Source organism: Corallincola luteus (assembly GCF_004336975.1).
Lineage (GTDB): Bacteria > Pseudomonadota > Gammaproteobacteria > Enterobacterales > Neiellaceae > Corallincola > Corallincola holothuriorum.
In genome coordinates, this window is the sequence record NZ_SJXE01000001.1 from 92,340 (window position 1) to 117,511 (window position 25,172).

Below are 25,172 nucleotides of genomic sequence, written 5' to 3' on the forward strand. Positions count from 1 at the left end.
CAAGATCGGCTCATGATTCATCACGTTCGATATTGGTGCGATTATCCAACTATCGAATGATTATAGTGACTGATTGCAGTTTGAGTGCCAGCTTGTTACCGGTGTGCTGATTTAGCTCACAAAAAGATCTATACAGCGTTCAGTAGCATGGTGCCGGTTTCAGTCATTCCCATTTGCACAAGATAGCTGATTGCGACGATACCTGCTGCCAAATACCATTTAGCATCAAGCACCAAGGTAAACAGCAACGCTGACGCCCCCAAAATCGCCCCAGCAGAGGACCACTCTGGCAGTGCGATCAGGCTAACTAACTCTGTCATGCTGCAACACACACCTGCGGCGACGATACAAGGAAAAACCGTGCGGCGGCCAGCTTGGAGTAGATTTGCAGTGAGAAATATAGGGATAAAATAGAGGCATCCAATGATGGTTGCTTCCAATACTGCACCCATAACAGCATCTCCTTAAATCATTCTTTAAACGTGCATCCGTGTTAGATGACCGACCACTTTAAGGAAATTAGCGTCAACGCCAAGTTGCTCATTCGACGGGTGTGAAGCGCGCCACTGTTTTATTTTGATGGCTGACTTTTTCTGTGAACATGGCAAGCGGTCTCACCCATAACTGCTGTTCTCCGTAAAGCGGTCGGTAGAGCACCATCCACTCTTCGGTTTCACTGTGACGTGCGAGATCGATTACCTGATACTCGCCACCTTTAAAGTGGCGATACCGTCCGGGGCGGAGTGCTGGAGTGCTGTTCAACGAGGGTTATTCTATGTCGAGAGGCTCGGCAGATAACAGCACGCCTGTGGTGTCGGCGTAAAGGTGATCTTCCGGTAGAAAAGTCACACCGCCAAAATTGACTGCTACGTCAACTTCACCAATGCTCTCGCCGTCTGCGCCAACAGGAATAGACGCCAGCGCCTGTACGCCTAGCTCAAATTCACCGACGGCATCGACATCGCGAATACAGCCATAAACTACCAAGCCTTCCCAGCCATTATCGGTCGCCGTTTCGGCAATCTCTGCATCCACTAGCGCTCGGCGTAATGAGCCACCGCCATCGATTAACAGCACGCGTCCGCTACCATCTTCCTGCACCGCGTCGCGGATTAAGCCGTTGTCTTCAAAACATTTAATGGTGGTGACCTGACCACCGAAGGAGCTGCGTCCTCCGTAGGATGCAAACATGGGTTCTACCACATCGACGGAATCGAGATAGATATCGCACAGTTCCGAGGTGTTGTATTCCATAACTGTCTCCTTGATTGATAACGGCTTTTTAGCTCGAGGCTCGCTTAACGACAAAGAGTATAAGCGCCTTTCTAGTGCAAAGCGATCTCCGTGTTGCAATGCTCGCTAACTATTTGATTTAACGCAGCTGCTGTTTCACTCGCAGGGCTGCGCTAATGTCGCTGTTTGTGGCGGTAAATTCACCGTCGTCGGTAAAGTCCCGGCAAGGGGGCTGTTGGGATAGCTGTCGATAATCTGCCAGCAGCTATCGGTCAGTGTCAGTTCAACGGGCTGCGAGCTGTAGTTCAGTAGTACCAGACGTACGTCATCATCAAGTGTTCGGGTAAACGCAAAGATCCGTTTATCGGTGACTTCAACCGCTTGGTAGTTGCCGCTCTGCAAGGCTGGCTGCTGATTACGTAACTGGATCCAGTGACGGTAGTGCTTGAGTAGTGAGCTCGGTTGTTCAAGCGCGGCAGCAACGTTATGCGTCGCGACGTTATTAGCGACGGCTCGAAATGGTGTGCCGGTGGTGAAGCCTGCACTGTTGGCGTCATCAGTCCAGCTCATCGGGGTTCGTAATCTGTGGTCGGGATCCGGATCGGTGATGTCGAGACTATGACCTATCCCTATCTCTTCACCGTAGTAGATAAAAGGTGTACCAGGCAGGGTCAGCAGCGTTGCTGCAGCCATGCGATAGCTACCCTCGTCGCCCTTTAGTTGCTCCATGATTCGGCCGCCAGCAAATGAATCGTGGTTGGCTAACAGCGTGGCCAGTTGCGCCATCGGTGCATTCTCTAGTCGATCCTTCATGCGCTGCTTGGTTTTGCCAAACTTAGCACTGGCAAGAATGGCGCCTTGTAGACCGAAATAGAACGCACTACCACAAGAGTCTGCGGTGGGCATGGGGCCATCCGGATTTTCGCAGACCATATAGCGATTGGGATATTCCATCACGATCGGACGGATGCTATCGGCGAGGAAGCGGTGATTGTCTGGCTGATTAAGCATGGCGCTGCTGCCGTTTTCGAACAGCGTGCCGACGGCGTCGAAGCGGAACCCATCGACCCCTAAATTAAGCCAGTAACGTAAGTTGTTTTGGTGGAAGCTGACTACCTCGGGATGACGCAGATTAAAATCGGGCATTTGATCCCAAAAAATACCGTAATAGAAACCGTCAGTTCCGGCATGCCAGGTTTCGTTGCCCCCCCAGTTCGGCCAGTGTTGAAAATCGTCACGCCAAATATACCAGTCACGTTTTCCCGCTAGATGCTTATCTGAATCGAGGAATAGTGGATTCTGTGCAGCGCTATGATTAATTAGGTAATCAATGATCACCCCAATGCCACGGCGGTGGGCCTCGTTTAGGAAGTGTTTGAAGTCGTCCAAACTGCCGTAATCGGGTTCAACTTTGCGATAGTCTGTTACTGCATAGCCATGATCGCGATCCTGGCTTTGCATCATTGGCATCAACCAGATCCCTTTTATTCCGAGATCTTGCAGGTAATCGAGGCGTGAGGTCAGGCCATTAAAGTCGCCAATACCATCGCCATCACTGTCCTGATAGCCCCGAATGTAGATCTCCATAAACACCGCGTGCTTCTGCCAATCGGCAGGCAGTCCGCTATCGTTTAACTCAATGGCTACCGGGCTCAGATCAAGGGCATCACTTAAGCCAGGGGTATCTGGATCTGCCGGTGCCTGCTGGCAAGCGGTTAGGCTGAGCGCCAATAGCGCTGAGCATCCATATGAGGAGAGTGAAGTGATGTTTTTCATGCTGCAGCGATCCTGTCGTGAATTAAGTTGAGCATGCGCTTTACCGTTGTCGGCGGCAACGAAGTTACCGCCTGAGTATGAATCAACGCACAAAATAAGTTTCAGAAAAACGACTCGATGCCGGAGCCATCGATTAGTGCCAGCCCTCGTCAATTGGTTGAAATATAGCCTTCTTGTTTCTGTCATGTTGTTGTCATTGATTCACCTTAGCTTGGCAACTAACTTAGTTGGAGGTGCCTCATGAACATATTGAGTCTGAAGCAACTTGATGAGCAGTTATTTCTTCGCCTTTCTGGCGCTAATCGTTGGCCTGGTCTGGTCACTGCCTGTCGTTACTTATCGAGAACCGGTGATGGTTATTGGTATCCGCTTGTCGGGCTGATGGCTTGGTGCTTATTCCCTGAGCGCGGTACCGCCTTTCTGATCGCCACCTTGACCGCTTTTCTTATTGAGCGACCGATCTATTGGCTGTTGAAAAATGGCTTTAAACGTAATCGTCCTGCCCAAGCCAATCTCGGTATCGCTGCCGTGGTAACCCCTTCCGATAAGTTTAGTTTGCCCTCTGGCCATACGGCCGCGGCGTTTGTGATGGCGACCATGTTGAGTACATTTTTCGCAGAGATTCAGTGGCTGGCCTATGGCTGGGCGTGCTTGGTGGGTTACTCCCGCGTGATGCTAAGAGTGCACTTCCCGGCGGATGTCGTCTGTGGCGCACTGCTGGGTATAACGGTCGCAACAGCGGTTATTTCACTGGTGTAGTACAGCCTGTAAGTGCCGGGCGCCGTTGGTTGGATAGAGAGATTTTGATTTCCCCTAGGGAGACTGACGTTGAGAAGTCGTAGATGAAGATACTTTATGGGGTACAGGGCACGGGAAATGGTCACATGACCCGTGCGCGGGTTATGGCAAAGGCGTTAGCTGAAGCGGGAATTGCAACCGATTACTTGGTCAGTGGCCGGCCGTTAGATCAGCTGTTTGATATGCAGCCGTTTGGTGACTTTTTTTGGCGTCAAGGACTGACTTTTGCCGTTTCTGCGGGCTCGATTAATCTATGGCAAACGCTTAAACAGGCTAGCTTGCGGCAATTATGGCGAGATATTCGTTCGCTTGATTTGAGTGCCTATGACCTTGTTATTACCGATTTTGAGCCTGTCACTGCGTGGGCGGCAAAGCTACAAGGGGTACCCAGTCTTGCCTTAAGCCACCAAGCATCGTTTCGTTATGATGTGCCTAAGCGTGGTTATAACTTGGCTGCACGCATATTAATGAGCGGTTTTGCCCCCGCCTCTGAGCATATAGGGTTGCACTGGCACCATTTTGACCAGGCCATTTTGCCCCCAATCATCGATATTGAGCATCGCAGCTTACCGGCGTTGAAAAATAAGGTGGTTGTTTATCTGCCGTTTGAAGCGTTAACCAAGATTGAAACCATGCTGTTGTCTCAGCCCAATACGAATTTTTATTGTTATCATCCGGCGATCTCAAGCGCGAAGTTACAGCAACATATTCAGTGGTTACCCTTGAGCAAGCACAGCTTTGCCAACGATCTTGCCGATGCGGAAGGGGTGATATGTAACAGTGGTTTCGAACTGCCATCGGAAGCGCTTTTTCTGGGTAAAAAATTGCTGGTAAAGCCGTTAGTGGGGCAGTTTGAGCAGGAATCAAACGCCGCGACATTAGCGAAACTGCAATTGGCTCAGGTGATGGATACCTTGTCAGCGTCATCGTTGAACGAATTCTTGGCTACCCCAGCGAAGATGCCTTTGTCATACCCTTGTGTCGCGGCAGCGTTGGCGGGTTGGTTGGCTCAGCAGCGTTCCGAGCCGTTAGAGAAGGTCGCTGAACGGTTGTGGGCGAAAGTGAGCATATAATTTCAGGCGACAAAAAAACTCAATGGCTTTGATCCGGTTGCTTGTCACCGCTGGAGCATAAGCGTAGCTTGTGCCAAGCTATTCATTTTACTCTTTAAGACAAGCATATGAATCATACCCAACAGGCATTGCGAGTATTTGAACTGGAAGCCAATGCCATTTCCGATCTAAAGCAACAACTGGATGCGAGTTTTGACCTAGCGATAGACACTATCCTTGCCAGTCAAGGTAAGTTGGTCGTCACTGGCATGGGAAAATCGGGCCTGATAGGGAAGAAGATCGCCGCTACGCTGGCCAGTACTGGGACTCCCAGTTTCTTTTTGCATCCAGCGGAGGCTTGGCATGGTGATCTCGGAATGGTCGGTAAAGACGATATTTTATTGGCGATCTCCAACTCTGGAGAGAGTGAAGAGCTGATCGGCTTGATCCCCTTTATGCAAGCGAATAAGAACACCCTGATTGCGATGACGGGTAACCTTGATTCCACCTTGGCGCGCAACGCGGATTTTCATCTGTCGATTGCAGTAGCAGAGGAAGCGTGTCCGCTGCGTTTGGCGCCAACCTCTTCAACGACAGCAACGGCGGCTATGGGAGATGCGGTAGCCATGGCCTTAATGGTCGCCAGAGATTTTCAACCATCTGACTTCGCGCGTTTTCATCCCGGGGGCAGTTTGGGGCGTCGCTTATTGACTCGAGTGCGGGATGTGATGCGTGGCGAGCAACTGCCAATATTGGCGCCTACTGCCTCCACCAAAGAGGTTATCCAGGTGGCGACAGAGGGGCGTTTGGGTGTCGCGATCGTGATGGATGGCGACGAGTTACGAGGGATCATCACTGATGGTGATATTCGTCGGGCGATAGAAAAATATGAAGACAGTTTTTTGCGTCAAACAGCAGCCGATGTGATGACCGTGGGGCCAAGGGTAATATCGCCATCGGCTAGGCTGCAGGAGGCCGCCGATACTATGCATGAGTTAAATATTACCGTGTTGTTGGTGGTTGAAAATGAGCGCCTTGAAGGCGTTTTGCAGCTGTATCAATGCGAACTATGAGTTAAATATCGGCACCCTGTTTTCTTAAATGGCGGCGTGCCAGCCATAGCAATAGCCGTTGTAAAGGGTGCTTATAGCCACCCGGCCGCCAGCTGCTAGCCAGACGGTTGCAGTAGGCATCGTACTGAAAGCTCCAAGGCGCAGGCTTGACTGCGCCGCGCTTCAGTAGCAATTTCAGCGCTTGAGTCGCAGCTACGCCTGCACACATTTCGCAGCCCATGATGGTCGATGGCCCCTTTTTATTCGCCAAATCAATCTTCTCTGGTAGCACCAAGTAATCCCGATGCGCAGCTTTAGGTGCTAAACCAACATAGAAGCGCAGGTATTGCTCGAGCATCGATTGATCATTAAGGCCGAAGTAATCATCAAAAGGCATACTGTCTGGCAGAAAGCTTAATAATGCCGCGCCCATGCCAAGTGGCGCGGCCGTGACAGCCGGAATACCGAGCTCTCGGCATCTGGCAAAAACCAGTCGGCGCACGGGTAACACGAAGAAGTCCAGGCCATCCATATAGAGGTCGATGTCGGCGAGAAAGGGCTCCAGGTTATCTTTGTTCACCCCCTGTTCGAACAGACGGATCTCCACCTCAGGGTTTATCTGCCTCGCCATGTCGGCGAGGGTTGCCGCTTTCTGTTGCTGCAGGGTATCTAACCTGGCCCCTGCCTGACGATTGAAATTGGCTTGTTCAAACTGGTCGAGGTCGGCGATATGAAAATGCTGACAGCCCAGCCGCACCAAGGTAAGTAGATGTGCCCCGCCGACGCCGCCCATCCCGGCAATGGCGATGCGGCTGTGTCGCAGGCGCTGCTGTTCATCGTTCGTCAACCAGCCAATATTGCGGGAAAACGCTTCAGCGTAGTTAAATTCGCTCATTGCATTGTCGGACAAAATGGGATCAGCGTGAGCTGCTGGTTCAACTCCGCTTTGATCAGATCGTAGAGCTCTTGGATATCGTCTGATAGATAGCGGGTGAGTTTGGCTTTCGGCAGCATGTATAGCGCACGGGTACCGTGGTATTCCATCGCCTCACCAGATTGTTCAAAAGGCAGGCCAAAGCGCATTAGGTGCCTCTGCAGACGTGGCTCCATCATCACAAATACATGCTGATGATGGCATATATCCACCATGGCGATGGCGGCCAAGTAGAGGCCGATGGCGATGTTGGGAAAGTTTCGCCGCTCCTCTTCGGTAAATGCCCGTGCCGTGGAGCTCTCACCGAGGACAAACGGCTTACCCTTTTCATCTTGCCGACGGCGGAAGGTGTCAGGCACAGCCAGTCTGGATATTTCGCCGAATGTGCCCCGCTCCAGACTTTCCGGATCGATCACACTGCGCCAACAACTTTGCAGGCAATGCTGCTCAAAGGGTAGCGGTTGATTGGCAGCATGGGCCGGGGGAATAACTAGGCGGATAGTTCCTGCATACTGGCCGCTGGTTTTATGCTCCAGTAGGCAAACGTGAGCATAGGGATCACAGCTATCTGTCTCTATTTCATCTTGATTGGGGGCTTCCCAGCCCAGTTCCTGCGCATAGACCTGATGGCGGATGCGATAGGCAAAATTTTTCAGCGCCGGGTTCTTCGCATAACGGATGCCAAAGTAACGATCAAAATTCTCTGCCAATGAAGGTGCAGCCATAGTGAGAGCCTTGTAACGAGAGCTATCTCTTATTTATAGACATAACTCATCGATCCTGTGACTAAAGCTGCTGATCTTTAAAGAGAGATGAGGCATGACCAAGATTTTCTGCCTAGACTTTGGTTTATCTTTCTCTGTCGGCTAAACCATTAACCAATGGTGCCGATAGAATTGATTAGCCCCCTGGTATAGATGGAGTTTGTTGAGCGATGTTGATAAGCCAAAAGCTAAAATTGAATACGGTGATCAGTCTGGTTGCCTTGGTTGTGTTGGTGGTCGCTAGCGCATTGGGGATGAGTAGTGTCGGGGACTTGCATCGAGCATCTCTGGAAACGGAAAAGCTCAACAGCTCTATGCTGATGTTACGACGCCATGAAAAAGACTTTCTGGCGCGTAAGCTGGATAAATATGAAGGCAAATTTACTGAAGAGGTCGCTACTTTTCAGCAGACGTTGGCTTTGTTGCAGACCCGTTTGGACAATGAAACCATCGTCGAAGAGGAAAACCGCTTGAAAGCGGTGATCGACCAATATCATCAACTGTTCAAGCTGCTGATCGCCGAACAGCGGGTTATTGGTTTGGATCATAAGTCTGGGCTAAATGGTGCTCTGCGAAGCGCGGTGCATGATGTTGAGGAGCTGTTGTACGCTCAAAAGAATTATCAGTTGGCGGCCGGTATGTTGCAGCTGCGCCGCAATGAAAAAGATTTTATGTTGCGCAGTGATGCTAAATACCTGGATAAATTTAGTAAAAATATGCAGTCACTGTTGAACGATGTCAAAGGCAGTAAATTGGCCTCTGGCACGAAATCCCAATTAACAGCGCTGTTAGGTAATTATCAAAGCCAATTTGAGCTGTTTGCTGCTGGTGCGCAGAAAATAGGGCTGGATCAAAACAGTGGCATAAGAGGTGAGTTGCGTGCAGTGATCCATCAAAGTGAAGAGCTGCTTGCCGCTGTCGAACTGCATATTGACGAAGAAATTACCACTAAAGAAGCCAGTATCAATACCATATTAACTATTTTCGCGGTGGTGGTGATCATCTTACTGTTGGTACTGAATATTCAGATCTCTCGTGCCATTAATCGTCCGGTTCAGGCGCTACGCGTAATGACGCGACGGGTTGCTGAAACAAATGACTTAACGTTGCGAGTGGAAGTGAATGAAGACAATGAACTGGGGCAGGTTAGCGAGAATTTCAATCATATGATGGATAACTTCCGCGCTTTGATCGTCGAGGTCACGGATGCGGTTAATTCGCTTAATAGTGCCACTGAAGAACTGTCGTCCAACTCAGAACATACGCTTGATGGTATGCAAAGCCAGCTGTCTGAAACTGACATGGTGGCTACCGCAGCGACCGAGATGGGAGCTACCATTGAGGAGATTGCCAAGAACACTGAAATGGCCGCCAATAATGCCGAAGAGACTAACCGTAATGCTGAAGCGGGTAAGTCGGAAGTGGACATGACGGTGGACCGCATCCGTAGTTTGTCAGAGCGTTTGGTGCAAAGCTCCGAAGTGGTTTCACAGTTAGAGAATGACAGCGTGACTATCGGTTCTGTGCTTGATGTGATCCGTGGTATCGCAGAACAAACCAATTTATTGGCGTTGAATGCCGCGATTGAAGCCGCCCGTGCCGGTGAACAGGGACGTGGTTTTGCGGTTGTTGCAGATGAAGTGCGTAATTTGGCCATGCGTACCCAGGAGTCGACCCAAGAGATCGCTAATATCATTGATAACCTGCAGGCTCGTACCGTTGATATCGTGCAATTGATGACGACGTGTCGAGAAGAGGGGATGGGCAGTGCAGAGCAGGCGGCAGCCGCTGGTGATCTGTTGAGTCAGATCACTTCTGATGTGACTCATATTATGGATATGAGTACGCAGATTGCGACAGCAATTGAAGAGCAGAGCCATGTGGCGGCGGAAGTGAACCGCAATGTGACCAACATTCGTGATATTGCTGCTCAATCAGCGGAAGCCAGTGAACACAACGCAAAAGCAACCGGACAGGTGGCAGAGCAGGCCGCTCATTTAAGCTCGGCTATTTCTGAGTTCAAAGTCTAAAAAATGCGCTGAAAGCCCCGTGATGCGGGGAATTTTCGTGATCTTTTTTCCAATATCAGGTAAATAAATACAATGCGGCTTGCTTCCAAGCCGCTTTTGCTTCATTAATTCCCAGAGAGTTGGCGAAAACGTCAGATTACTAATAACAACGAGGATACTTTCCAATGAACAAAACCGAGCTGATCGACAAGATTGCCGAAGGCGCAGATCTGAGCAAAGCTAAAGCAAAAGATGCACTGGATGTGCTGCTGGCATCAGTGACGCAAAGCCTGAAAGAAGGCGACCCAGTACAGCTGGTAGGCTTCGGCACATTTAAGATCTCTCACCGTGCTGCGCGCACTGGTCGTAACCCTCAGACGGGTGCAGAGATCCAGATCGCTGCGGCTAACGTTCCTGCATTCACTGCTGGTAAAGCACTGAAAGACAGCGTAAACGGCTAGTTCCCCTTGCGGGAAATAAAAAAGGCAGCGTTCGCTGCCTTTTTTAATGCCTGAGTTCCGGCTGGTTGATGGGTGTTATTTAGTCTGAAAACTTCACCTGCACCGGTATTAGCGGCTCTCTACTGCCTTTCTGAGCAGCTAAGCGTTGCAGATAATCTTGCCAGATCTTGCTTTGATCCCGCCCGAGAATATATAGCAGTTGCCAGGGGTAGATGCCGGTATCATGGCCATCGTCAAATATCAGTTTGACGGCGTAGTTGCCTACCCTTTCAATTGCCTTGATATTGACCTCGCGCTTATGGCTGACTAAGACCGGTTTACCATGACCGTGAACTTCAGCAGAGGGGCTGGAGACGCGCAGCAACTCACAGGGAATGGCATAGGCTTCGCCGTCATCAAAACGCACTGTCAGGAGCCGTTCAGCGCGATTTAGCGTAATGCCTGTGAGTTGCGGTCCGGCCATTAGAGGATGAAGCGACTTAAATCTTCATCTTCGACCAGTGCATCCAGATGGTCGGTGACATATTGGCCATCGATCAGTAGTGACTCGCCTTGTTTATCGGAAGCGTCAAAAGAGACCTCCTCCATTAAGCGTTCCATCACGGTATGCAGACGTCGGGCACCGATGTTTTCTGTTGTTTCGTTGACCTGCCAGGCGGCGTCGGCGATCTTTTTGATGCCATCGTCAGTGAACTCAACAGATACACCTTCGGTAGCCATCAGGGCTCGATATTGCTCTGTCAGTGATGCTTTGGGCTCAGTTAAGATGCGTACAAAGTCGTCGCTACTAAGTGCGCCTAACTCAACACGGATCGGTAGGCGCCCCTGCAGTTCTGGGATCAGATCTGATGGCTTAGCCATCTGGAATGCGCCGGAGGCGACAAACAGGATATGGTCAGTCTTCACCATGCCATGCTTGGTATTGACCGTGCAGCCTTCCACCAATGGCAGGAGATCACGCTGTACGCCCTCTCGGCTGACATCGGGGCCTGATGTGTCGGCACGTTTGCAGACCTTGTCGATCTCATCAATGAACACGATGCCATGCTGTTCTACTGATTCCAGCGCTTTTTCTTTAAGCTCTTCAGGGTTAATCAGCTTGGCTGCTTCCTCTTCGGTCGCCAATTTTAGTGCTTCTGATACTTTTAGTTTACGTGATTTACCTTCGGTGCCGCGTCCAGCGATATTTTGAAACATCCCTTGTAGCTGGTTGGTCATCTCTTCCATGCCGGGTGGTGCCATGATCTCTACGCCGACTTGTGGCTGTGCGATCTCAATCTCGATCTCTTTATCGTTGAGTTGACCTTCCCGTAACTTTTTCCGAAACACCTGACGGGTATTGCTATCTGAGGTTGCTTCTGGCTCACCAAACTGATTGCGTGGTGGTGGCAGCAAGGCATCCAAAATGCGCTCTTCTGCCAACTCTTCTGCCCGGTACTTGAAGCGTTCCGTCTCCTGCTCGCGCACCATCTTCATTGCCATGTCGGTGAGGTCACGGATAATGCTATCAACCTCTTTACCTACATAACCCACCTCGGTGAATTTGGTGGCTTCGATCTTAATAAATGGGGCATTAGCCAATTTAGCTAAACGACGGGCGATCTCGGTTTTGCCGACACCGGTCGGGCCGATCATCAGGATATTTTTTGGCGTGACTTCCTGACGTAACTCTGGCTCCAACTGCATCCGGCGCCAGCGATTACGCAGGGCAATGGCAACGGCGCGTTTAGCGTCGTCCTGACCGATAATATGCCGGTCTAATTCGTGGACAATTTCTCTCGGGGTCATTTGGGACATGTTCTGATCCTGTCTGCAACGCGGGTACTAGCTTATGCGTTGTTACTGTCAATTTCTTCGATGGTATGGAAGCTGTTGGTAAAGACGCAGATGTCGCCTGCAATCGTCAGGGCTTTTTCTGCGATCTCTTTTGCTTCCAGCTCGGTATTTTCCAACAGAGCTAATGCAGCTGCTTGGGCGAATGGCCCACCAGAGCCGATGGCGATCAGATCATGTTCTGGCTGCACGACATCACCATTACCGGTAATGATCAGTGAGCTCTCATGATCTGCAACGGCTAACAGCGCTTCTAAGCGGCGTAGCGCTCGATCGGAGCGCCAGTCTTTGGCGAGCTCTACGGCGGCTTTTTGCAGGTGGCCTTGATGCATCTCTAGCTTGGCTTCAAAGCGTTCGAACAGAGTAAATGCGTCGGCGGTACCGCCAGCGAAGCCACCGATCACACGATTGTTATACAGGCGACGCACTTTACGGGCGTTACCTTTCATCACGGTATTACCGAGGGAAACCTGACCGTCACCGGCGATGACGACTTTGCCATTACGGCGAACTGAAACAATAGTGGTCACAAATCTTTCCTTTGGTTTAGGTGGCTGGAAGCAGCCACCTTTCACACATAGAAAAGGATGTGGGGACGCAAGCTCAGGAACTCAACCCTGCCATTTCCAGATCTTGCAGGTCTTGATACCGCTACGGGCGAGGATATGGCGATCTTTTTCGGCGCTACGTTTCTGCTCGTAGGGGCCGAGTACCACCTTATACCAGGTGCCACTTTTGCCTTCCGCCCGTCGTACCATTGCTTCTTTGCCCTGAAAGGCAATTTTTGCCTTCATCGATTCCGCTTGTGCTGAACTGCGGAACGAAGCGCACTGCATCTGATAGGGCCCTTGGCTGGGCTCTGGCGGTGGTACATCAACCACCACTTCTTTGTTTTCCAGCTCTTCGATGTACTGCCAATCCTCCGCTGGCGGCGGTGGCAGTGGCGTTTCCTTCGGCTGGGTTTGCGGACGTGTGGTGACCTTGGGTTTGGTGGTTTCTGCCACTGGTGCGGGTTGCGTTTCCGCTGTCCCATTGAGCTGCATCAGCAGGTAGCCAAACGCACCTACCAGCGCCACGGCGATCACCATGGCGAAATAGGGTGGTTTCTTTACCGGCGCCGGAGCCTTTTTAGCGCTGCGCCCCGTTGATTTGGTTGCAGCGCGACGGGGCTTTGGCTTACTGCGGTGGGCGTAATCCCTTGGCACGGTTTACATCTTCTCCAGTGTCTTAATTCCCAGCGTGTCTAAGCCTAACTTAAGTGTTTTGGCTGTGGCAGCGCACAATTGTAAGCGACTTTGTTTCACGTCGGCAGCGACATCATCTTTGTTTACCGGACAAGCTTCGTAGAACGTCATGAAGTTGCCTGCCAGTTCGAACAGGTAGCCGCATAACAGATGTGGTGTGCCTTTTGTCGCGACGCTTTGAATGATGTCATTAAACTGCACCAGCTTTTGCGCCAGGTTCTCTTCCGCAGCTTGCACTAGAGAGACTTCACCGCTGAGCTGTGTCGGGTCGACTCCAGCTTTCCGGAAAATTGACTGAATACGCGTATATGCGTACTGCAGATAAGGCGCAGTATTGCCTTCAAACGCCAGCATGTTGTCCCAATCAAAGATGTAATCAGTGGTACGATTCTTTGACAGATCAGCATATTTCACCGCGCCAATACCCACTGCGTCGGCAATACTTGCCAGTTCATCTGCGGCCAAGTCCGGGTTTTTACTGCGTACCAGATCGATAGCGCGTTGCTGTGCTTCGTCCAGAAGATCAGAAAGCTTAACAGTGCCACCTGAGCGGGTTTTAAATGGCTTACCATCTTTGCCCAGCATCATGCCGAAAGCGTGGTGCTCCAGACTCATCTCGGCGGGGATATAGCCGGCTTTGCGGACGATAGTCCAAGCTTGCTGCAGATGCATTGCTTGTCGCGAATCGATGAAGTAGAGCACGCGATCAGCATGTAACTGTTCATGACGATACTTGGCGCAAGCGATATCTGTGGTGGTGTAAAGGTAGCCGCCATCGCGCTTTTGAATGATCACCCCCATCGGGTCACCATCTTTGTTCTTATACTCGTCGAGGAACACCACGACGGCACCGTCATCCTCAACCGCCAGCCCTTTGGCTTTGAGATCATCAACGATCTCTTTCAGCATCGGGTTATACAGGCTTTCGCCCATGGTGTGGCTGCTGTTGAGTGAGACATTCAAACGGTCGTAATTTTTTTGGTTTTGCTCGAGGGTGATGTCCACCAGTTTCTGCCACATCTCACGGCACCAAGCGTCACCGCTTTGCAGTTTTACCACGTAATTACGGGCTTTTTCGGCAAACACTTCATCAGCGTCATAACGCTGCTTGGACTCACGGTAGAACTTCTCCAGATCACTGAGTTCCGAGTTGACGGCGTCGGGCTGCTCGCTCTGCAATGATTCCAGGTGGGTGATTAACATGCCGAACTGGGTGCCCCAGTCGCCAATATGGTTGGCGCGGATCACTTTGTGTCCGAGAAACTCCAATGTCCGCACCAACGCGTCACCAATAATGGTCGAGCGGATATGGCCGACATGCATCTCTTTCGCGACATTGGGGGCAGAGTAATCCACCACAATTGTCTGTGGTGAGTCGACTGTGGCGACGTTCGCCCGCGGGTCAGCAACAATTTCAGTGATCTGCTTGCCAAGGAAACCACTATCGAGGAAGAAATTGATAAAGCCCGGGCCGGCGATCTCCACTTTGGCAACCCGCTCAGAGGCGGGCAGCTTGGCAATTATTTGTTCTGCTAATTGCCGAGGATTCATCTTGGCAGGCTTTGCCAGCATCATTGCTAAGTTGGTTGCCAGATCGCCGTGGCTTTTATCGCGGGCACGGTCAACCTGGATCCTGGGAGTGACCTCTGCAGGGATGACCTGTTCAGACTTAAGGATTTCAACGGTTTGCGATAGCAACTGTTCGATATGGGCTTTCATTCTGGACCTGTTGACTGAGACTGGTAGCGAGCAAAGAGGGCATTGTAATGGTTTGTATGGGTGACAGACAAACCGCATCTGATCTTCTCGACGTATAATGTCGATTATCTTTGCAAAAAACCATGATATTGCGGCACTACGGGGAAATAAATTCAATGCGCATGGCGTTTGTTGATTTGGAAACTACTGGCGGTGTTGCCACCCGTGATCGGATTATCGAAGTGGCCATTGTGGTGACGGAAGATGGTCAGGAGGTTGAGCGCTGGTCTAGCCTGGTCGATCCTGAGCAGCCATTGTCCCCGTTTATCGTTCGCTATACCGGCATTAGTGACCAAATGCTGCGGGATGCACCGCTGTTTGCCACCGTAGCAGATAAAGTCGCGGAGCTGACTGATGACGCGCTGTTTGTTGCCCACAATTCCAGATTTGATTATGGCTTTCTGAAAAATGAATTTCGCCGCTTAAAGCGGCCTTGGCAAGCTACTGCACTGTGTACGGTTAAATTGTCCCGAGCCCTCTATCCACAACACAACAAGCACAATCTGGATATTATTATCCAGCGCCATCAGTTGCCGCAGGTGACTCGCCATCGGGCGATGGGCGATGTCGATGCCATGTTGGCTTTTTATCGTCATGCGCAGAGCGAACTTGGCTGCGACAAAGTGGCGCAGCAGGTGACTATTCTTACCCAAAGACCAAGCCTACCACCGGGGTTAGCGCCGGATCTGTTTGACCAACTGCCTGCCGCCCCGGGTGTCTATCGCTTTTTTGATGATGACGGGGCACTTATCTACGTTGGTAAGAGCGTTAATCTCTACCAGCGGGTGAGTAGCCATTTCAGCGGCCATCACAGCACCAGTAAAGGGCACCAGATGACAGATCGGGTGCGGCATATCGAATGGACACAAACGGCGGGCGAGTTAACGGCGCTACTGCAGGAGCTGCACGAAATAAAACAACATCGCCCCTTTTTTAATCGACAGCTAAAGCCGGTTAAAAAAGTGGTCAGTCTGCAATTACAGAGTGATGAACGTGGTTACCACAGGATCGTCTTCACCGAGCAGATAGACCCACTCTGCTTAGCTGACTACTTCGGCACATTTCGCAGTAAAAATCAGGCGAATAAAGCGCTGACCGGACTTGCCACATCCCATCGTCTCTGTTTGCGGCTGCTGCAGCTAGAAGCTGGAGACGGTGCCTGTTTTGGCTATCAACTGGGCGAGTGCCAAGGCCCCTGTTGCGGCCAAGAGTCCGCCGAGTTGTGGAACCTGCGCCTGGGCTTGGCATTAAACAGCATGAAACTGACTCAATGGCCGTGGCAGCAGCCGATGGTGCTGATTGAGGAAGACAGCTTCAGTGATCTGCGTAGCTTTCATCTGATTGATCATTGGGTGTTATTGCAAAGCTGTGATTCGGCAGAAGCGTTGCAACCCACTGATCTGCAGGCGTGCTTGGATGCTGGCAGTACTGAATTTGAACTGGATCGATATAAGTTACTTAGCAGTTATCTGTTGGGCGGCGGTAAGCGGCTTACCGTGCAACCGCTAGATGAATTTGTCCGCTCCCGTGACGGATAGGACTGCTTACCGAGACGCGTTAGATTAAAACATTCTTTGCGTATGCCGATCAGATCGCTGTTTCCTACCGTATAAGCAACAAGTAATAGTGGTAGATGATGCCTAATCAACGGCATCCAGATGAGGCGTTATGACTGTCGTTAAAGACACTCTCCCGCTCTTTCCCCTCAGTGCGCATGTGTTGCCTGGCGGAAAGATGCAGTTGCGAATATTTGAGTCCCGTTACATTCGGCTGGTAAAAGAGGCATGCCAAAGTGATGTTGGTTTTGGTGTCTGCATGTTGAAGAAACGCAGCGCAAATAGCCTAGTGAATATGTTGCCGATCGGTACTCGGGTGCAGGTGGTTGATTTTGAACAAACTGCTGATGGGCTGCTGGGGATCACAGTGGAGGGGGTTGAACGCTTTCGTTTGGAGCGGGTGTTTATGGAAGATGACGGTTTAAAACGTGGTGAGGTCACCTGCTTGCCTAATTGGCGCCCTTGCGAACTGCCGAACGCCTCCCAACATCTCTTTGATGGCCTGTGTGAGCTTTATCGACGCTATGATCATTTGGCGGAACTCTATCCTCAACCAATGGCTAACGATGCCAGTTGGATCTGCCAGCGCTGGCTGGAACTATTGCCGTTATCCGCAGAAGATAAATTGTTATTAGTGGAACAGAGTGACTGTCAGTCAGCGTTAAAGTTTCTCACCGATACGGTGCAACTAAAAACTGCTTAACCCTTTAATCTGTCTGGCTTGGCGCCATTAAACCCTTCACATCAACGAGTTAAAACGCTTCGTAAACTGCATATTTTTTGATCTTATTTTAATTTGCCGCCGTAACCATTCTCACCTCGGCGTGAGGATGGAGAAAAATATAATGAAACTTACTAAATCTGTATTAGCCCTACTTATTTCGTCAGCATTGATTTCCGGCTGTAGTGATGACGATGATGACGAAGAAATTATTGTTCCAGATGGAGAAGCATTTGTTCGAGTCGTACATGCCTCTCCAGACGCCCCTAACGTAAACGTATATGTGGATGATGCTCAGGTGTTGGCAGATGTCAGCTACCAGCAGGCTTCCGCATTCTTAGCTTTACCAGAAGGCACTTACGACATTCGTGTTGAAGCAATTGTCCCTGGCGGCAATGTCGATGTATTTCAAGGTGATGTCAGCGTTGACGCGTTGCTGCAATACAACATAGTCGCAGTGGGTTACGCGGCGGGTCTGCTAGATCCGACAGCGCTTGATAGCACCACCTTCCAACCAGTGATTGTGCCCAGAGACGGCATCTACGATGAAACCATGCTGCGTTTGCAAGTGCTGCATGGTGCGCCGGATGTTGGCCTGGTGGGTGTGCATGTGACTGGACCTGATGATGAATTGTCCGATGCGACCGAACTGACTGAGCTCGATTACGGTGACTTCACTATGGATCCGGTGATGGTGGCGCCTGCAGTTTATCGCGTGCGTCTTACCGACCCTGATGACGCCAGTGTCGTCGCTTACGACTCCGGCCCGTTAGATCTGTCTGCTGGAGGTGACCTGTTTATCACTGCCACTTCGAACACCGGTGCCGGTGCTGCTCCCGTCAATTTACTGGTGATGGATGGCACTGCGGATGAAAACGGCAATGATGCTGGCGTGGTTGCCGATGCCAATTTGGCGGCAGAAGTCCGGATTACCCATGCGATCAATAATGTCGGTGGGGTTGATGTTTGGGTTAACGGTACCGCACCTGAGATGGGTAGCCCGCTTTATAACCTGATGTTCCCTAGCACCACACCGATGGAAGGCTATCTTGAACTGCCTGCCGCCAGTTATGATTTTGATGTTGCATTAACCGGCACCATGGATGTGGCGATCTCTGCCGAAGATGTGATGCTGGCAGGCGGCTCCCGTTATAACGTCTTTGCTATACCGCAAGGCCCTGGAGATGTGAATCCGGCGCTTTGGCCCATCGTGATTGATGATCGAGCCGTAGCGACTGAGTCGAAACTGCGTGTCCTGCATATCAGCCCAGAAGCCGGTAATGTCGATATCTATCTCAGTGCCGACGATATGATTGATGCTGATGACACGGTTCTGGCAGACATCCCTTACTTGGGTGACTCTGGCAATATCTCAGTGGTACCGGGCATGTATTACCTGATGGTGACCCCTACCGGTGACATGGACACCATTGCATTAGGACCTTTGGCGCTGGATCTGATGGCGGGCAAGGTTTACACCGCCGCCGCCGTGACTGATCCGATGAACGAAACCGGTGTGGCTATCGAAGGGATCGATGTGGGTTTGATTGGTCTTGATGACCTGATGATCGCCCCCGGCGATCCGTTAGTTCGCGTATCCCACGTGTCACCGGATGCGCCAGCCGTCAATGTATTAGTGGATGGTGCCGTCGCGCTGGAAGGGGTTGATTACAAAGTCGCTTCTGGTTTGATTGAACTGCCTGCCGGTGCTCATACCGTGCAAATTGACGCGCTAGATGCCGATGGCGATTTTCTCGCCACGGTATTGCCTGAAACCTCGCTGGATCTGATGGCTGGTTACACCTACAACGTGTCTGCTATCGGTTATGCCGCTGAGCTGGGTATGGAAACAGCGACGGCGTTTGCGCCAAGTATTGTTGCTTCACCTACCCGTGCTTTAGCGGCCGATAAGGTGCGGGTGCAGATCCTGCACGGCGCGCCCAATGCACCGCAAGTCGATATCCATGTCACCGCCCCTGACGCCACGTTATCGGCTGACACGGTACTGACTACCTTGGCTTTTGCTGAGTACACCATGTCGCCAGTGACAGTGCCAACCGGTGATTACCAAATTCGTATTACCCCAGCAGATGATCTGACGGTGGTCTACGACTCCGGAACCTTGGCGTTGGCCGGTGGTAGTGATCTGTTTATCACGGCAATTCAGAACACCGATGCTGGCAATAAACTAGTTGCACTGGAAGTGTTGGATGGCACCGTCGATGAAGAGGGCAATGATGCGGCGATTGTGTATGACAAAGACACAGGTGCGGATGTCAATGTGATCCATACCGTTGCAGCAGCACCGCTGGTGGATGTGTATGTGGATGATGCGCTGGCGGTGGATGATTTCGCCTTTCAGGCAACCACAGGTTACGTACCATTAGCTGCTGGCATGCATACCCTCGATGTGACGGCGAGCGATGCCGCGGACAACAGTATGCCAGTGATAACCGCTGACGTAGACCTGATGGCCAGTTATAGCTATTCGGTACTGGCAATCGGTGATGGCTCTGACGAGAATCCGTTGGCATTGTGGCCGCTGGTTGATATGCCACGCAGTATCGCGACTGAAGCGATGATCCGCTTTGCCCATGCGGCGACCGCGGCACCCCTGGTAGATATCTACCTCAGTGCGGATGCGACGTTAGATGCCGGTGATGCATTGTTAGTGGAAGATCTTGATTACATGGAAACAGCCAGTCTGAGCGTTAATGCGGACACTGGTGGTTATGTGTTTGTCGCGGTTGCAGACACGTTAACTGCGGCAATTGGCCCAGTAATGATCCAAGCTGACCTTGGTGGCGTATATACGGTAGTAGCAATAGATGACGGAATGAGCGGGTTTACCGTGATTGATGTCGATGGCATCGCTGTTCCCGAATAGATAAAGCGTTATCAGTGGCAGTTGAGCCGGTTCTGATGACTGGCTTAACTGTCACAAATAGGAGTTAAGATGAGCGCGCTTAGACCCAGTGAAAACAGCCGTTATACTAACAGCACTTATGTAGCTAAAGCTGGAAGTGGCTCGTTGAATAAACAAGCGGTAGAGAAAACAGATTGGCGGCCGGTGTTAGTTAGTGTGGCAACCGACCGTGATAAGCGTGCTTATGCCAGCTTATTCGCCTATTTCGCACCACGCTTGAAAGCCTTTGGTATGAAGCAGTTTGGCCAGGAAGCGCAAGCGATGGAGCTGGTACAGGAAACCCTGCTCAATGTATGGCAAAAAGCCCACCTGTATCATCCAGAAAAAGGTGCACCTAGCACCTGGATATTTACCATAGCGCGAAATTTGAGTTATGACATGATGCGTAAAAAAGGCAGTCGTGGCGATGAAGTGTGTGCAGAAGATCTTTGGCCTGTGTTATCGGATCGTGAGCCCGATGACGATAGGTTATTGCCTGAACACCTGCTGATGCAGAAACAGATAGATAAATTTTATGATGTACTTAGCGAGACCCAAATGGAGGTGGTGCGCAAGGTATATCTTGAAGACAAGCCGCAGCAGCAAGTGGCCGAAGAGTTAGAAATACCCCTCGGCACAGTGAAGTCAAGACTGCGGTTAGCAGTACAGAAGTTACGGGAGTGCATGACAAATGAAACCAATTAATCACCATCCAACAAGTCAGTTGTTGCAGCAATTTGCTGATGGCGATCTGTCGCCAGCACTCTCCTTGGCTGTCTCCGCTCATGTGGATATGTGCCCTCACTGTCAGCGTGCCCTTGATGTGGCAGAAGCTGAACTGGCGCAGCAATGGCAATTCAAAGAGGTCAGCGACGAGACCGTCGCTGAGCAAGATTTGACGTCCATGCCTGAATTTGCCGCTATGTTTGACCAGATAACCCGTGCTGAACCCGCTGCTATCGAGACCAATTGGGAAAGCGCGCCGACACCATTGCTGTTAGGTGACAAAGAGTTTTACTTGCCACGGGCGTTGCAACGGTTTAGCGCACAGGCCGGACGTTGGCGACAGATGGGTAAATTATCGCGCTCGTCATTGGCGCTGGAAGAGAATGTCAGTGCCAGCTTTATCCATATTGATGCCGATGGTCAGATACCTGAGCATACCCACAAGGGTGTGGAGTGGACACTGGTGTTGGATGGTTCGTTTAGCGATGAAGAGGGGCATTATCAAGCGGGCGATTTTATTCGTTGTGATGGTCAACATAAGCACACGCCACGCACCGCTATGGGCGAAGATTGTCTCTGTTTTGCGGTGGTTGAAGCACCATTGCATTTTACTTCCGGTTTAAGTCGCCTCCTGAACCCGTTTGCACGTTTTATGCAGTAGTTTGTTCCGAGGCCTCTCTACGACAAGGACCAACTAGCCAGGGCATTTTTCGCCCTGGCTATATTTCATGCTAATATACCTGCCTCTGAAGGATGTAAAAGGGATGCCCTAGGGGCGAAACGTAGGGATGACGTGCCAACAAATAGAAATATCAGGATCAAGCGGTCGCTTGATCTGTCTGTTTTTTGCCAATGAGCTGGTGTATGGCGCTCAACCTGAGAACAGCTCCAAACCTGACCGACTCTACTCCTCTTCCGATGCTTTCCGCTGGTTGGGCGATAGTGCGTGTATGGTGCGCTATCGACAAATTGCGCAGTTAAAAGAGCGCGAGGGAGATCTGGGCATCGAGATATCCCATGGCAGCCGCAATCACCTCAAGCAAACGCGTTTGGAAACCTTCACCCAGGAACAACACGAGCAGCTGTTTGCGCTACTGCAGCAATACCTCGGCGGCACTTTGGTTAACTCCAGCAAACCCAGAGCCTGGTGGCATGCGGCGTTAAATCCTGTGTTGGCAATCATTGTTTCTGTTTTGGCTGGTTATCAGGTGATTGTGCCACTGTTTTGGCCGACATTAATGCTAGTGGCCTTAGCTGTCATGTTATCACTGGTGACGCTGCGGCTAAACCTTGCGCAACCGATGGGCACTCGCATATGGAAAATACAACGGCGCTGGTGGCAACCGTTTCGTACCGGCAGTTTCATTGTGTTATCGCTACTGGTCTGGAGCTGTATATTGACGCTAATCAGTCAGCGTGTTGACCACTATTATGGTGATGATGCGATTTTTCATGCTTATCATGAGGGCCGCCTGTTTGAGTGGGATCTGCAGCGATTACGCCTACATGGCGTCTCTTTAGATCGTAAAGATCGTTATGGCTATACGGTATTGATGTACGCCACAGAGGCGGACGATGTTAGCTTAGTTGGTATTTTGCTGCGCAGCGGAGCTTCACCTGATGTGATTGACAATCAGCGGCAAACTGCCCTGTTTCATGCTATCGGTAGCCAATCTCGACCACTGTTGAATCTATTGGCCAGTCACTGTGCGATTAATCACCGCGATGCTTATGGTGCAACTCCCGTAATGTATCTGTTAGAACATAATCCCAGTGCCGCGTCGTTGGCGATCTTAATCCGCAACGGCGCTGACTTGAACTTGGTTAATCAAGCCGGTGACAGTGTGTTGGCACAGGCGCTACAGCTTGGGGTTAAAGAGGAGGTTGCGAAAACACTCATCACTCACGGTGCAAAACTGACTCAGGAAGAGATGGGTGCGGCTGAATATCAGCAGGCCATCCGCCATTATACCAGCACCGATACGGCACACCTGCTTATCCAGAGTGTGCTGTAGTACTTAGCTAAGATCTTGTGGGTCAATATCTAATGACCAGCGGATCTTGCGACTGATCGGTAGTTTTTCGGCCTGAACTAGGATCCCGTGCAGCCACTGGTGCAGAGTTTTACGTTCGGCAGACTCCAGTAGCAGTTGCCAACGAAACCGCCCTGCTTTTCGCTCCATCGGTGCCGGCATCGGGCCGAGCACAGCACCGAGTTCGATGGCCGATTCTATGAGCTTCTGTTGCAACAATGCTGAGAGTTGCATTAAAAATGCTTCAGCATCTTCTGAGCGATGGCTTTCCGCCCGAAACAGCGCCAAATGGCGAAATGGTGGCAGTTGCGCCTGTTTTCGTTCACTCAGTGCGGTACGAGCAAAGTGACCATAACCATTCTGCAGCAGATCCTGTAACAGAATATGCTCGGGGTGATGGGTTTGCATTACTAAAGTACCTTGCTTGCCAGCGCGTCCTGCACGTCCTGCCACCTGGGTGATCAACTGCCCCAGACGCTCTGGTGCACGAAAATCGGCACTAAATAAGGCCCCATCCACATCCATAATGACCACCAGTGTCACCTCCGGAAAGTGATGCCCTTTGGCTAACATCTGGGTGCCGAGTAATAGTTTTGCTTCGCCGCGCTTTATCTGACCAAGAAACGCATCCAGTGCGCCTTTCCGTCGGGTGCTGTCGCGGTCGATACGGATACAGGGATGCTCAGGGAAGTGGCGTTGTAGCGCCTGTTCTAACTGCTCAGTGCCGACACCCCGGCCAAGCAGGCGGGTGGAGCCGCATTCCGGGCATTGGTGGGGTACTGGCTTTTGGCTGCCACAGTGATGACACTGCAGCAGGCCCGTACGTTGATGCAAGGTGTAGTAAGCATCACAACGACGACACTCTTCTAGATAACCACATTCGTGACATATCAGCGACGGTGCATAACCTCGGCGGTTGAGAAACACTAACACCTGTCCGTCGTTGTGCAGGTGTTGTTTAATCAGCCCTAATAGTTCAGGACTAAAACCTTGATCTAATGGTCGGCCTTTGATGTCGAGTAACTGATGTTTCACCGCTTGGGCGTTGCCCGCGCGACTGCGTAACTGCAGGTGCTGGTAACGACCATGCAGTGCATTCTGTAATGTTTCCAGTGATGGTGTTGCAGATCCTAGCAACAGCGGAAGTTGCTCTTTCTGCGATCTGGCTACCGCCAGATCCCGTGCATGATAGCGATAGCCCTCTTGCTGCTTCAGGCTCATATCATGCTCTTCATCGACGATGATCATCCCTAATTGATGGCAAGGGGTGAAAATGGCTGAACGGGTACCGATGACGATCCCTGCCCGGTTGTCGCGGGCCTGTAGCCAGGCATCCAGGCGTTCGGTGTCGTTGAGGCCAGAGTGAAGCATGGCGATGGGGCAATTAAAACGTTTTTGAAAGCGGCTGAGGGTCTGTGGTGTCAGGCCGATTTCGGGAACCAGCATCAACACCTGCTTGCCCGCTTCTAGCACGGGTGCCATCGCTTGTAGATAAACTTCGGTTTTGCCACTGCCGGTGACGCCCTCTAAGAGAAAGGGTTGGAACTGCTGTTGTGATCCTCTGATGGCTGCCACAGCGGCGGCCTGCTCTTTGTTCAGCACAGGCGTGTCACTACTGATCTGGAGCTTTTCTCCCCACTTGGCATCGCCGCTGGCAATGCTGAACGCTTCAATCAGCGCTTTCTTCTCCATCGCCAATAGCGCACTACGGCTGCCGGCTTGTTCAGCGATGGCGTTGTCCGTCAGTGCCTGCTCCTGCTGAAATAGGGATAACAGGTGCTGTTGTGCTTTGGCTCTGGATAAGCAGGCAGGGGTGGTTTGTTGTCCGGCAGCGGTTAAGCGCCATTGACGAATGTTACCCGCCGACAGCGCGCCGCCTTCGCGCAGTTTAGTGGGTAAGGTGCTGAGCAGAGCATCGCCTAAGGCGTGTTGGTAGTATTTTGCGCTCCACAAGCTCAGTTGCCATAGCGATTCTGGAAGCAGTGGTTGATCATCTAGTCGCTGTTGCGCAGGCTTGACCTGTTCTGGCTGCCATTCTGTGCTGCTGGCATGTTCAACCAGCAAACCGATGCGATGGGACTTGCCAAACGGTACTTTGACGCGAATACCTGCAGGCCAGTCAGTGGCCGATTCGCCTTCCGGTAATCGGTAGTCAAACAGTCTGCGCATTGGCACAGATAGAGCCACTTTAAGATAACGGGGTGTGAAATTGGTTGAAGACATTCGGCACAACAGTTGATAACTCTCTGCAGCAACATACCGATGGCATCTGCAGATCACAAGCCGCTGACGGGTTAGTTGGTTCGGTATTTATAAA

23 protein-coding genes are annotated in these 25,172 nt (G+C 51.2%); 11 read left to right on the forward strand and 12 right to left on the reverse strand.

Translation table 11 applies throughout. The features are described 5' to 3' along the window. Positions 1-128: 128 nt before the first annotated feature. The 4 genes from EZV61_RS00365 to EZV61_RS00380 all read right to left on the reverse strand — a co-directional run bounded on the left by EZV61_RS00365 (position 129) and on the right by EZV61_RS00380 (position 3,009). Entirely contained in the window at positions 129-452 is a 324-nt protein-coding gene (locus tag EZV61_RS00365) for a hypothetical protein (RefSeq protein ID WP_114339654.1), read from the reverse strand. A gap of 88 nt (positions 453-540) precedes the next feature. After that, positions 541-762, reverse strand: a complete 222-nt coding sequence (locus EZV61_RS00370) for a DUF1653 domain-containing protein (RefSeq protein ID WP_131413962.1) — start codon at positions 760-762, stop codon at positions 541-543. Between the two features lie 6 nt (positions 763-768). Next, the gene (rraA, locus tag EZV61_RS00375) at positions 769-1,254 is read right to left on the reverse strand and encodes a ribonuclease E activity regulator RraA (RefSeq protein WP_114339652.1); all 486 of its coding nucleotides are present in this window, start codon (positions 1,252-1,254) and stop codon (positions 769-771) included. A 135-nt stretch (positions 1,255-1,389) separates the two neighbouring features. Continuing rightward, positions 1,390-3,009, reverse strand: a complete 1,620-nt coding sequence (locus EZV61_RS00380) for an alpha-amylase family glycosyl hydrolase (protein ID WP_165569488.1) — start codon at positions 3,007-3,009, stop codon at positions 1,390-1,392. A 240-nt stretch (positions 3,010-3,249) separates the two neighbouring features. Between EZV61_RS00380 and EZV61_RS00385 the strand changes: the two genes are divergently transcribed. The 3 genes from EZV61_RS00385 to EZV61_RS00395 all read left to right on the forward strand — a co-directional run bounded on the left by EZV61_RS00385 (position 3,250) and on the right by EZV61_RS00395 (position 5,932). Further along, a complete protein-coding gene (locus EZV61_RS00385; RefSeq protein ID WP_114339650.1) occupies positions 3,250-3,768 on the forward strand; it encodes a phosphatase PAP2 family protein in 519 nt (172 codons plus the stop codon). Between the two features lie 83 nt (positions 3,769-3,851). Beyond that, positions 3,852-4,880 carry an MJ1255/VC2487 family glycosyltransferase gene (locus EZV61_RS00390; RefSeq protein WP_131413964.1) on the forward strand — a complete coding sequence of 343 codons (1,029 nt, stop codon included), beginning with the start codon at positions 3,852-3,854 and terminating at the stop codon, positions 4,878-4,880. Positions 4,881-4,987: 107 nt separating this feature from the next. Further along, the gene (locus EZV61_RS00395; RefSeq protein ID WP_114339648.1) at positions 4,988-5,932 is read left to right on the forward strand and encodes a KpsF/GutQ family sugar-phosphate isomerase; all 945 of its coding nucleotides are present in this window, start codon (positions 4,988-4,990) and stop codon (positions 5,930-5,932) included. A gap of 1 nt (position 5,933) precedes the next feature. Here the strand turns inward: EZV61_RS00395 and EZV61_RS00400 are convergent, their stop codons facing one another. Together EZV61_RS00400 and EZV61_RS00405 are read right to left on the reverse strand one after the other, a co-directional pair. Further along, entirely contained in the window at positions 5,934-6,806 is an 873-nt protein-coding gene (locus EZV61_RS00400; protein WP_131413965.1) for a ThiF family adenylyltransferase, read from the reverse strand. Further along, the gene (locus tag EZV61_RS00405) at positions 6,803-7,570 is read right to left on the reverse strand and encodes a PEP-CTERM/exosortase system-associated acyltransferase (protein WP_131413966.1); all 768 of its coding nucleotides are present in this window, start codon (positions 7,568-7,570) and stop codon (positions 6,803-6,805) included. Before EZV61_RS00405 ends, EZV61_RS00400 begins: the two co-directional genes overlap by 4 nt. 209 nt (positions 7,571-7,779) lie before the next feature. Between EZV61_RS00405 and EZV61_RS00410 the strand changes: the two genes are divergently transcribed. After that, complete coding sequence (locus EZV61_RS00410; protein WP_131413967.1) at positions 7,780-9,639, forward strand: methyl-accepting chemotaxis protein; 1,860 nt, start codon at positions 7,780-7,782, stop codon at positions 9,637-9,639. Between the two features lie 164 nt (positions 9,640-9,803). Continuing rightward, complete coding sequence (locus EZV61_RS00415; RefSeq protein WP_114339644.1) at positions 9,804-10,079, forward strand: HU family DNA-binding protein; 276 nt, start codon at positions 9,804-9,806, stop codon at positions 10,077-10,079. A gap of 79 nt (positions 10,080-10,158) precedes the next feature. On the opposite strand, the gene EZV61_RS00420 is transcribed toward EZV61_RS00415, so the two are convergent. From EZV61_RS00420 to argS, 5 genes are all read right to left on the reverse strand, one after another. Beyond that, a complete protein-coding gene (locus tag EZV61_RS00420) occupies positions 10,159-10,542 on the reverse strand; it encodes a gamma-butyrobetaine hydroxylase family protein (RefSeq protein WP_114339643.1) in 384 nt (127 codons plus the stop codon). After that, complete coding sequence (gene hslU, locus EZV61_RS00425) at positions 10,542-11,876, reverse strand: HslU--HslV peptidase ATPase subunit (protein WP_114339642.1); 1,335 nt, start codon at positions 11,874-11,876, stop codon at positions 10,542-10,544. Before hslU ends, EZV61_RS00420 begins: the two co-directional genes overlap by 1 nt. 32 nt (positions 11,877-11,908) lie before the next feature. Beyond that, on the reverse strand, positions 11,909-12,442 hold the full coding sequence (hslV, locus tag EZV61_RS00430) for an ATP-dependent protease subunit HslV (RefSeq protein WP_114339641.1): 534 nt from the start codon (positions 12,440-12,442) through the stop codon (positions 11,909-11,911). A gap of 81 nt (positions 12,443-12,523) precedes the next feature. Further along, positions 12,524-13,117: an SPOR domain-containing protein gene (locus EZV61_RS00435; protein WP_131413968.1), complete on the reverse strand. Its 594-nt coding sequence runs from the start codon at positions 13,115-13,117 to the stop codon at positions 12,524-12,526. Positions 13,118-13,120: 3 nt separating this feature from the next. Continuing rightward, positions 13,121-14,875, reverse strand: coding sequence for an arginine--tRNA ligase (gene argS / locus EZV61_RS00440; protein WP_130566126.1), 1,755 nt, complete (start codon positions 14,873-14,875; stop codon positions 13,121-13,123). Positions 14,876-15,030: 155 nt separating this feature from the next. On the opposite strand from argS, the gene EZV61_RS00445 reads away from it, so the two are divergent. From EZV61_RS00445 to EZV61_RS00470, 6 genes are all read left to right on the forward strand, one after another. Continuing rightward, complete coding sequence (locus tag EZV61_RS00445) at positions 15,031-16,452, forward strand: exonuclease domain-containing protein (RefSeq protein ID WP_165569489.1); 1,422 nt, start codon at positions 15,031-15,033, stop codon at positions 16,450-16,452. Between the two features lie 130 nt (positions 16,453-16,582). After that, positions 16,583-17,173 (forward strand): LON peptidase substrate-binding domain-containing protein, encoded by a 591-nt coding sequence (locus tag EZV61_RS00450; protein WP_114339637.1) that lies wholly within the window; start codon positions 16,583-16,585, stop codon positions 17,171-17,173. 142 nt (positions 17,174-17,315) lie between these two features. After that, the gene (locus EZV61_RS00455) at positions 17,316-20,078 is read left to right on the forward strand and encodes a DUF4397 domain-containing protein (protein ID WP_165569490.1); all 2,763 of its coding nucleotides are present in this window, start codon (positions 17,316-17,318) and stop codon (positions 20,076-20,078) included. Positions 20,079-20,147: 69 nt separating this feature from the next. Further along, positions 20,148-20,801 carry a sigma-70 family RNA polymerase sigma factor gene (locus EZV61_RS00460; RefSeq protein ID WP_114339635.1) on the forward strand — a complete coding sequence of 218 codons (654 nt, stop codon included), beginning with the start codon at positions 20,148-20,150 and terminating at the stop codon, positions 20,799-20,801. After that, positions 20,788-21,483: a ChrR family anti-sigma-E factor gene (locus tag EZV61_RS00465; RefSeq protein ID WP_131413971.1), complete on the forward strand. Its 696-nt coding sequence runs from the start codon at positions 20,788-20,790 to the stop codon at positions 21,481-21,483. The genes EZV61_RS00460 and EZV61_RS00465 overlap by 14 nt, the downstream gene beginning before the upstream one ends. 127 nt (positions 21,484-21,610) lie before the next feature. Beyond that, positions 21,611-22,837: an ankyrin repeat domain-containing protein gene (locus EZV61_RS00470; protein ID WP_131413972.1), complete on the forward strand. Its 1,227-nt coding sequence runs from the start codon at positions 21,611-21,613 to the stop codon at positions 22,835-22,837. A gap of 3 nt (positions 22,838-22,840) precedes the next feature. Here the strand turns inward: EZV61_RS00470 and priA are convergent, their stop codons facing one another. Further along, the gene (gene priA / locus EZV61_RS00475; protein ID WP_131413973.1) at positions 22,841-25,078 is read right to left on the reverse strand and encodes a primosomal protein N'; all 2,238 of its coding nucleotides are present in this window, start codon (positions 25,076-25,078) and stop codon (positions 22,841-22,843) included. Positions 25,079-25,172: the final 94 nt, after the last annotated feature.